This is a genomic window from Gloeocapsa sp. DLM2.Bin57, assembly GCA_007693955.1.
Lineage (GTDB): Bacteria > Cyanobacteriota > Cyanobacteriia > Cyanobacteriales > Gloeocapsaceae > Gloeocapsa.
In genome coordinates, this window is sequence record RECR01000027.1 from 1 (window position 1) to 9280 (window position 9280).

Genomic DNA, 9280 nt, shown 5'->3' on the forward strand with positions numbered 1-9280 from the left:
CAGCATTATACCCCAAAGGTACAAACGAAAAACGTTGGCTAGATGGTGTATTAGCTAAGAAAAAAGGACTAGGGTAATTAAAACCTCATTCCTTCTTCCCCATTTCATAACCAAATAGATTAGCATCTACTGAGTTTAAATCTAGATCATCTAAACCATATTCAGCCCAACGTCTATCTACCATAGCCGCTACATCAGGATCTGAAACTAGAGGATCTCCCCAAGGATGGTCGGTTTCTGGTGCTATTTTTGTAGTAGCATCTATGCCCATACGTCCACCTAAACCCACTTTTTCACTAGCAAAATCCAGGGTATCAAAGGGAGTCTCTGGTAAGATAAACACATCCCGAGAAGGATCAACCTTAGAAGTAATCGCCCAAACTACCTGACGAGGATCGCGGATATTAATATCTTTATCTACCACAATCACGAATTTAGTATAGGTAAACTGAGGTAAAGCACTCCAAAAGGCTAACGCAGCTCGTCTCGCTTGACCTGGATAAGCTTTATCAATAGAGATAATCGCCGCTTTATAACTCAAAGCTTCCATGGGTAGGAAAAAATCGACTATTTCGCTTACCTGTTGTCTGAGGATAGGAGTATAAATACGATTGAGAGCGATCGCCATCATCGCTTCTTCTTTAGGAGGACGTCCACTAAAAGTAGTTAGATAAACGGGGTTTTGACGATGAGTCAGACAGTGAAAACGAATCAAGGGGGAATCTTCCACACCACCGTAATAACCCATATGATCGCCAAAAGGACCATCGGGTAATACCTCCCCTGGAGTGATTGTTCCCTCTAAGACTATTTCTGCATCTGCAGGGACTTCTAAATCCAAAGTTTTACATTTAGCTAGTTTTACTCCCGAACCACCGTATAACCCTGCAAATAGCCACTCAGACAAATCTACGGGAATTGGGGTAGCCGCTGCCATAATAATCAAGGGGTCGATACCTAGGGCGATCGCTACTTCTAATTTTTTCCCTGCTAAAGCAGCTTTACGTAAATGTCTCGCCCCACCTCTAACGGATAACCAATGTACCGTCATGGTTTTAGGCGATTGCAGTTGCAGTCTATATACCCCAACATTAGGAGTACCGGTCTCACAATCTTTAGTAATCACCAATCCGAGAGTAATAATTTTCCCCCCATCCCCAGGATAAGGACGAATTAACGGGAGTATATTTAAATCTAAATCCTGCTCATCAATGACTACCTGTTGACAAGGAGGGAAAAAATCCCGACTCGGTTTAGCTTTGAGTACATCGAATAAGACTTTACCAAAATCGAGCGCTTGAGCTATTTTTTTAGGGGGTTTAGGTTGTTGCAACATCGCCAACTTTTTCCCCAAGGTTTCCAACTCCTCGGGTTTTTCCATATTCATCGCCCAACAAATACGCTCTACTGTACCCATGAGGTTAACCGCTACAGGAAAAGCAGACCCCTTTACTTGTTCAAATAATAAAGCAGGTCCTCCCGCTTGCAACATTCGGTTAGAGATTTCCGCTATCTCTAAATCAGGATCAACTAAGGTTTTAATGCGACGTAGTTGACCTTTTTGCTCTAAAATCTCGATAAATTTGCGTAAATCTCTTGCCATCGGTTAATATTTCTCTAAACTATAACTAAACCATTCTTCACGATCAGGTTGTTTTTTCAGTAATCGCCAGGTTTTCCCTTCTATTTGTCTTTGAACGTAAATATCAAATTCATTGGTTTGTTTTTCGGTGTTGTTCTCTGATAGTTGTAACTTGAGAACATAAGTTCCCCGTAGATGATAAGTGGGTAATTTACCTACATAGAGAGGTTCAAGTTCATCTACATTAATATTACTAATCTCCGTTGTTGGTAAATTTGTGGTCAACTGTTCTGAAAGTGAGGCTTGAGTTTGTTCTAAAGCCAAAGCGATCGCCTTATTGATGATTGTACCATCTGGAGCAAAACCCAAAGAAGGTGTAGGTCCTGAACAACCTGTAAGCATTAGTACTATTGATAAACTCAAAAGCCATCTTTTCATGCTAACAACCAATTTTTGACATACACTGTAATTATTGCTGTAATCATAAAAGTAATCACAGCTATCAGGGAACGAAAAGAAAGACGACCTAAACCACAGACACCATGACCACTAGTACACCCATTACCTAGTCTAGTACCAAAACCCACTAAAAATCCCCCAATTAGCATTAACCAGGGGGAAAAAGTTGAGGGTGGGGTTCGTTGATCCGTCCACAGATACTCATAGATTAACCCTCCTAGAATCATTCCTAGCAAGAAAATCCAACGCCATCCTTGTTCTGGTTTAAAGGTAATAGCACCATTGATCATCCCACTAATACCCGCGATGCGACCATTACATAATAGCAATATGGTTGCGCTTAAACCAATTAACATCCCTCCTATTAAAGGGCTAATCCAATTTAGTTCCATTATCTTAGAAAATCGCTAATAAACTGCGTTTTTGCCATAAAATCATACCCCCACTAAGGGCTACAAAAGCTAAGACCACATTTTTAAACTGTGCTTGGGTCATTTTTTCTAATATTTGTTTTCCTACCCAATTTCCAGGTAATGCAGCTAATCCAATTAATAAACCATAACTACAATGAGACCAACTCAAAGCCCCAAAAGCACCATAAGTAATCAATTTAATAATATGCACTACTATCATATGAGTAGATTTTGTGCCGAGCATTTCTTCTTTATCTAAACCATAATTCAGGTAAAAGATATTAAGCAATGGTCCAATACTACCCAATAACCCTGATAAGAAAGAATAAATAAAACCTCCTGCTAAAAAATACCAAGGTTGTACTGTAAATATTTTTTGCGCTTTGGGAAAACTACTAGCTAAGCTAGATATGATTAGGAATAAACCTAGGATCAGCATTAACCAATCTGCTTGTGTTCTAGTAAATAAAAACGCTCCTAAACATCCTCCGACTACTGCACCTGGTAAATACCACCACAATAACGCCCAGTCAATTTGTCGCGAGTAAAGTACCGTTCTGTGTGCATTACCACATAACATCCCAATGGTAATAATCGGAGGAATAGCTGTAGGAGCTACAAACCAACTGAGTACGGGAATCAGAATCAGCGGACTTCCCCCCCCAGTTAGACTACTTATCAACCAACCGAGAAACCCTGTTAAGGTTAACCAAACTATCATATTCTACACAGATAAAAAAAACAACTAGAACCTTTAAGAGTCAAAGGTCCTAGGAAACTAGCTATTATTATAGCGAATAGTTATTAGTACAGTTCTTCTTCTTGATGGGTTAAAATTGTACAATCAGATGTAGCATAAGCTACACAAGTGAGAACATAGCCAGCTTCGATTTGATCATCATCTAAGAAAGATTGATCACCTTGATCGATAGTGCCAGATTCTAGTTTACCAGCACAGGTAGAGCAAGCACCAGCGCGACAAGAATAAGGTAAATCTAAGCCTTGTTCCTCAGCTACGTCAAGAATATATTGATCATCAGGAACTTCTATAGTGTGTTCTCCATCAGGAGTTTTGAGAGTAACTTTATAAGTTGCCATGTGTTTTCCTCTTTTATCAAAATTACGGCAGGTTCATAAATTGATATTAGGGGAAAAAGTAACTCTTTTTAAGCAGCATTAGCAATCAAATTAACAATTAAATCTAGAATAAGTTTTGCTTATATAATAAGATAAAACCTAGGTCAAAATAGGTAGCTCTTATCAGATGGTGCAAACCCCTATCAAAGTCGGTATTGTCGGTACAGGATACGCAGCAACTAAACGCGCTGAAGCAATACAAGCTGATCCACGTGCTCAATTATTAGCTGTAGTCGGTAATAGTCCCGAATCTACTCAAAAATTTAGTCAAACTTATGGTATATCTACGGTTGACAGTTGGCAAGCATTAGTAGCCAATCCAGAGATAGACTTGGTTTTTGTCTGTAATATTAACTCTAGTCATGGGGCGATCGCCCAGGGAGCATTAGCCGCAGGTAAACACGTGGTGGTAGAATATCCTTTAGCTTTAGCACCTCTCCAAGCCGAAGCTTTAATTAATTTAGCCAAAGAAGATCATAAATTACTGCACGTAGAACATATAGAGTTACTAGGAGGAGTTCATCAAGGAATTAAAAAATATCTCTCAGCCATTGGAGAAGTTTATTATGGTAGCTATAGTACAATAGTGCCTCAAAATCCTGCACCCATGCGCTGGACATATCATCGGGAAATGTTCGGATTTCCTTTGATTGGTGCACTTTCGAGAATTACTCGCTTTATCGATTTATTCGGGGAAGTAGCTAGCGTCAATTGTCACAATCGCTATTGGGAAAGTTCAGCAAGGGATTATGATCGCGGTTGCTTCTGTACAGCAGAAATAAGGTTTAAACAAGGTTTAATTGCTAACATAATCTATGGTAAGGGAGAAACTATTCATCAAGCCCAACGTAACCTAGAATTATACGGCGATCGCGGTAGTTTAGTCTTTAAAGGAGAAGCAGGAAGTCTGATCACCTCAGATAGTCAAACACCTATAGAAGTAGCCTCACGACGCGGGTTATTTAATCTAGATACTCTCTTAGTGTTAGATTATCTGCTAGAAGGCAAAGCACTATATACCACAGCAGAAGCGAGTTATTATGCACTTAGAGTAGCTGAAGCTGCACGTCAATCAGCAATGAGCGGGAAGATTATTAACTTAGTATGAAGTATATAGAAGAATATCGCGATCGCCAACTAGCCCAAGAATATCTCCAAGCGATCGCCAAAACCCAAACCCAACCTTGGACAATCATGGAAGTCTGTGGAGGACAAACCCACGCTATAGTTAAATATGGGCTAGATCAACTTTTACCCCCAGAATTAAACATTATCCATGGTCCTGGTTGTCCAGTGTGTGTAACACCACAAGAACTAATCGATCAGGCGATCGCACTTGCCGGGTTACCAGAAATAATTTTATGTTCCTTTGGGGATATGTTACGCGTACCTGGTACAGAAACAGACTTACTCAGTATTAAAGCATCAGGGGGAGACATTCGCATCGTTTACTCACCCCTAGACTGTTTAGAAATAGCCAAAAATAACCCAGACAAAGAAGTAGTTTTTTTCGCTGTTGGTTTTGAAACCACTACCCCGGCAACCGCTTTAACGGTTTATCAAGCTAAACAACAAACAATTAATAACTTCTCCCTTCTAGTTTCTCACGTCTTAGTACCTCCGGCGATGAGTGCTATCTTAAACTCTCCTAATTGTCAGGTACAGGGATTTTTAGCTGCGGGGCACGTTTGTACGGTTATGGGTTACCAAGAATACGAAGCGATCGCCGCTAAATATCAAGTCCCCATCGTAGTAACAGGATTTGAACCCCTAGACATTCTCCAGGGTATTTATCTGTGTATCCAACAACTAGAAGCCAATCAAGCTAAATGTGAGAACCAGTATAGTCGTTCAGTGCAATATTTAGGCAATCAACCAGCCCAACAACTGATTAAATCTGTCTTCATCGTCACCGACAGAACTTGGCGTGGTATTGGTAAAATCCCCTCTAGTGGTTTAGAATTAGCCCCAACTTATCAACAATTTAACGCTGTTACTAAATTCAGATCAGTTTTAACCACCCCAACCCCACAGACAACCAGTGAATGTATCAGCGGTGAAATTATGCAAGGATGGAAAAAACCTCACGATTGTCCCGCTTTTGGTCATAAATGTACACCAGAACACCCCCTCGGCGCGCCCATGGTTTCCTCAGAGGGTGCTTGTGCTGCTTATTATCGTTATCGCTGCATTGACACTCCCCGGCTAAATGCAAAAGCATTATTAAAAGAAATCTAAAGGTGAGCGAGATTTTCTTTTACGCCAAATTTCCATATAAGTTCTCGCAGAGTTATAAACAGAACTATTTCTCGGGATGTTATTAGCAATAGCGATCGCTTGTTCTAGATCATAATTAGCGGTATCTTCAGCGATCGCTAATAATTGTTCAGACCATTGTTTAACCGCTTCTTGACTAGCTGAGGCTACAGAAGTATGGTTAGGTATCTGATTAGCTAATTGAATAGCTTTAATCAAATCTTGTACCTGATTAGTAGCAGCAAAACGATAAGCTTGGGCGAGGGTATCTTGAGCGTCAATTTGTGTTTGCCAGAGATTAATCTGCTCTTGTGCTTCAGTATATAGTGCTCTACCACGGGGAATTTGTCTAGCAAGGGCGATCGCCTCTGTCCAATTTTCCTGATTAGCTAGACGAGTAGCTTGATCCAAGAGAGGTTGATTTTGGGTAATCTCGATATTGTAACGACTTTGTTCGATCACCTTTTGGGCTTCAGAATAGAGAGGGCGACTAGGTTTAATTAGATTAGCTTGGGCGATCGCCTCTTGCCAAGCCTCTAAAGTAGTACCCCTAGCTAATTGCTGAGCACGTTCTAAAATCGGTTGATCTTCAATAATTTGAATTTGACGATTCCAGTTACTAATTTCGGTTTGAGCTTCTTGATAACGAGGGTTAAAGGCAGATATGTTACTAGCGGTAGAGATAGCATCCGTTAAATCTTCTTTTCTTCCTGATTTAGCTAAATTTCTAGCTTCGGCGAGAATTTCTACGTCTTTTACCTCTAATTCCCAACGATTAACTAATTTTTGGGCTTCATAATAAACAGAACTTCTTGTTTCTATCTGAGATGCTAGGGTAATAGCTTCAGAGATACTCTCTACTGTACCTTGATTAGCGGTTATTCCTGCTTGAGCTAACTGAGACCAATCTTGGAAAGTATCACTAAATTTATCTTCAGGAGTAATTTTATCGAGAGCTGCTTCTAAACCTTCCCAATCTCTTTGGTCTATTTTAGCTTGAATAAATTTAACTATTTCATTATTAGCTGTACTAATTAATTCTTGAGCTTCTTGATAAGCTAAACTATCCTCAGTTATTTTGTCTGCTTCATCGATAGCTGTGAGTAAATCATCTAATTCTCCCGTTTCTAAAAGAACATAAGCTGATTCTAGTTTAGAGCTTTCTGCTTGTGCAGATTGAATTCTATTGAGGGTTACTTCATATTGTACAGTTGACCAATAGCGATTTTCTACGGTAGTCAATTGAGCAGCTTCTCGATAAGCTTGATTCCAATTGCGAGTGGCAATATATTGTTCAACCTGTCTTTGTTTGGTTTCTCCCTCTCGCCAAATTGATTGCCATTTTTCCTGTTGTGCTTTAACTAGGATAGTAGCCGAGTCTTCTCGGGGTATTTGCTCTAGTAAAGTAACAGCTTCATCTATTTTACCTTGTTGAAAGAGGTTGTCTCCCTCGTTGATAATTCCTTGTACCCATAAGGCTATATTGCGGTCTATTTCTGGGCGTAGGGGGTGATTAGATGGTAAACTTTTAACCATAGTAATAGCTTCTACCCATCCCGAGACGGTTTGTGTTTCACTAGCTAATTGAGCACAATATAAACGCATTGATGCAGAAGCAAAAGGGGAAAAAACTTGAGGACAAGATTCAGCCCGAGGTGTTTTTAACAACATAGATGTTGCTATAAAACCTACAGCACCAGATGCAACCATAACTAAACTAGCCAAAACTAAAAAAATAGTTAAGGTATAATCTCTTGGGCTTTTTTCTGGTTTAATCTCTGGTTGATTGGTTGAAAATTGACTCATTGTTTTACCCACTCACTTCCACAATACTTGCTAGTTTTTGATTTAGTTTACCAAAATTTGAGATTTTTTGATTTTGCTCTCTTGTTTGATGTGTTATGCTACATTTAAAGCAATCTATTTTGATTGAGTGATGAAAATATATTGTACTCGTCCTCATTGTGGTAACCCTAATAACTTTTTCCCTGATTTAAGTGACGAAACTAAGTTAAATACAGTCTCCCAAAAATTTTGTACTACTTGTGGTATGCCACTGATTTTAGCAGGTCGTTACATACCAGAAAAATTATTAGGTCAAGGTGGGTTTGGGGCAGCTTTTTTAGCGCGCGATCGCTATACTCCTACTAAGCGTTTATGTGTGGTTAAACAATTCCAACCTCCTGATAGTTTTGGACCTGCAGAATTAAAATTAGCTCGGGAATTATTCAATAGAGAAGCAGAGGTTTTAGAAAGATTAGGGAAAAAACACCAGCAAATCCCCGATTTATACGCTTTTTTCCCTCTGATAGTAGGTAATGAGGAGTTTTTCTATCTGGTACAAGAATTTGTTGATGGTGAAACTCTCGAACAAGAATTAGCCACTAAGGGGACGTTTTCTGAAGCAGAAGCGATAGATTTTTTAAGAGAAATGCTGCCGATTCTGCAATTTATCCATGAGAATAACTCTATTCACCGAGATATTAAACCATCCAATATTATTAGAAGTAAAGAAGAAAAACTGTATTTATTAGATTTTGGTGCGGTTAAACAAGTAACCACTCAAGCTGGTATTCCTGAACATAAATCATCTACAGGTATCTATTCTCAAGGTTTTGCTCCACCAGAACAAATGGCCGGAGATCCTGTTTACCCTTGTACAGATTTATACGCCCTAGCGGCTACTTGTGTCAACCTACTCACTGGTAAGGATTCTCGGGATTTATACGATTTTTACGATAATCGCTGGAAAAATTGGCGTCAATATACCCAAATTAGCGATCGCTTTTATAATATACTTGAGGCTATGTTAAAACCACACCCTACAGATCGTCCTCAATCCGCACAAGAAGTTCTCTATCTCCTTAATTCTCCTCCTCGAACACCAGAACCAGCTAAATCATCTGGATCATCTGGATCATCTGGATCATCTGGAGAAACTCAACCACCTCGACCACCTAGACCACCTAGACCACCTAGATCATCTCGACCAAGTTTTTCTTTAATAGAATTAATCAGTGGCGCAGGTTTTGTGGGATTTGAAAGCACCTTAATTTTAATTGTTTTAACTAGTTTTTTTGCCCCTCTAACTAGTTTGATCACTGTAGGAGTAACTGCGATGGTCTTAATTGCTACTGTCTTTTTCCGTGTGGTAGAGAAATGGGACTTTGTGGTGATTGCTGTAATTAGTTTAGCTTTGGTATGGTTTATTTCGCCTTTACATCAAAGTTTAGCAGATATGGATAAATTCATTGTGATCATTGTCCCCTTATTAGTAGCAGCAGGGGCGATCGCTATGACCACACTATTTCGTTTAATATATAGTTTATTATTAAGATTGTTTTGAGCTAAGAGTTATTAAGAAGATATTCTTGAGCCTCTATCTTAATCGCGCTTACAGTGGTTCACTCTGGTTATTGACATAAGTTTTTAA

9 protein-coding genes are annotated in these 9280 nt (G+C 39.4%); 3 read left to right on the forward strand and 6 right to left on the reverse strand.

Annotated elements, in window-relative coordinates; all coding sequences use genetic code 11:
- Positions 1-85: 85 nt before the first annotated feature.
- The 5 genes from EA365_00780 to EA365_00800 form a co-directional block, all read right to left on the reverse strand.
- Positions 86-1603 (reverse strand): UbiD family decarboxylase, encoded by a 1518-nt coding sequence (locus EA365_00780; GenBank protein ID TVQ48920.1) that lies wholly within the window; start codon positions 1601-1603, stop codon positions 86-88.
- A gap of 3 nt (positions 1604-1606) precedes the next feature.
- The gene (locus tag EA365_00785) at positions 1607-2020 is read right to left on the reverse strand and encodes a hypothetical protein (protein TVQ48921.1); all 414 of its coding nucleotides are present in this window, start codon (positions 2018-2020) and stop codon (positions 1607-1609) included.
- Entirely contained in the window at positions 2017-2433 is a 417-nt protein-coding gene (locus EA365_00790) for a YeeE/YedE family protein (GenBank protein ID TVQ48922.1), read from the reverse strand. The genes EA365_00785 and EA365_00790 overlap by 4 nt, the downstream gene beginning before the upstream one ends.
- Before the next feature lie 4 nt (positions 2434-2437).
- Positions 2438-3175 carry a sulfite exporter TauE/SafE family protein gene (locus EA365_00795; GenBank protein TVQ48923.1) on the reverse strand — a complete coding sequence of 246 codons (738 nt, stop codon included), beginning with the start codon at positions 3173-3175 and terminating at the stop codon, positions 2438-2440.
- A gap of 83 nt (positions 3176-3258) precedes the next feature.
- Positions 3259-3552 carry a ferredoxin gene (locus tag EA365_00800; GenBank protein ID TVQ48924.1) on the reverse strand — a complete coding sequence of 98 codons (294 nt, stop codon included), beginning with the start codon at positions 3550-3552 and terminating at the stop codon, positions 3259-3261.
- Positions 3553-3718: 166 nt separating this feature from the next.
- On the opposite strand from EA365_00800, the gene EA365_00805 reads away from it, so the two are divergent.
- Both EA365_00805 and hypD read left to right on the forward strand, forming a co-directional pair.
- Positions 3719-4699, forward strand: coding sequence for a gfo/Idh/MocA family oxidoreductase (locus EA365_00805; protein ID TVQ48925.1), 981 nt, complete (start codon positions 3719-3721; stop codon positions 4697-4699).
- Positions 4696-5829, forward strand: a complete 1134-nt coding sequence (hypD, locus tag EA365_00810) for a hydrogenase formation protein HypD (protein TVQ48926.1) — start codon at positions 4696-4698, stop codon at positions 5827-5829. Before EA365_00805 ends, hypD begins: the two co-directional genes overlap by 4 nt.
- Here hypD and EA365_00815 read toward each other — a convergent pair.
- Entirely contained in the window at positions 5815-7653 is a 1839-nt protein-coding gene (locus EA365_00815) for a chromosome segregation ATPase (GenBank protein TVQ48927.1), read from the reverse strand. The genes hypD and EA365_00815 overlap by 15 nt on opposite strands.
- A gap of 130 nt (positions 7654-7783) precedes the next feature.
- On the opposite strand from EA365_00815, the gene EA365_00820 reads away from it, so the two are divergent.
- Positions 7784-9193, forward strand: a complete 1410-nt coding sequence (locus EA365_00820) for a serine/threonine protein kinase (GenBank protein TVQ48928.1) — start codon at positions 7784-7786, stop codon at positions 9191-9193.
- Positions 9194-9280: the final 87 nt, after the last annotated feature.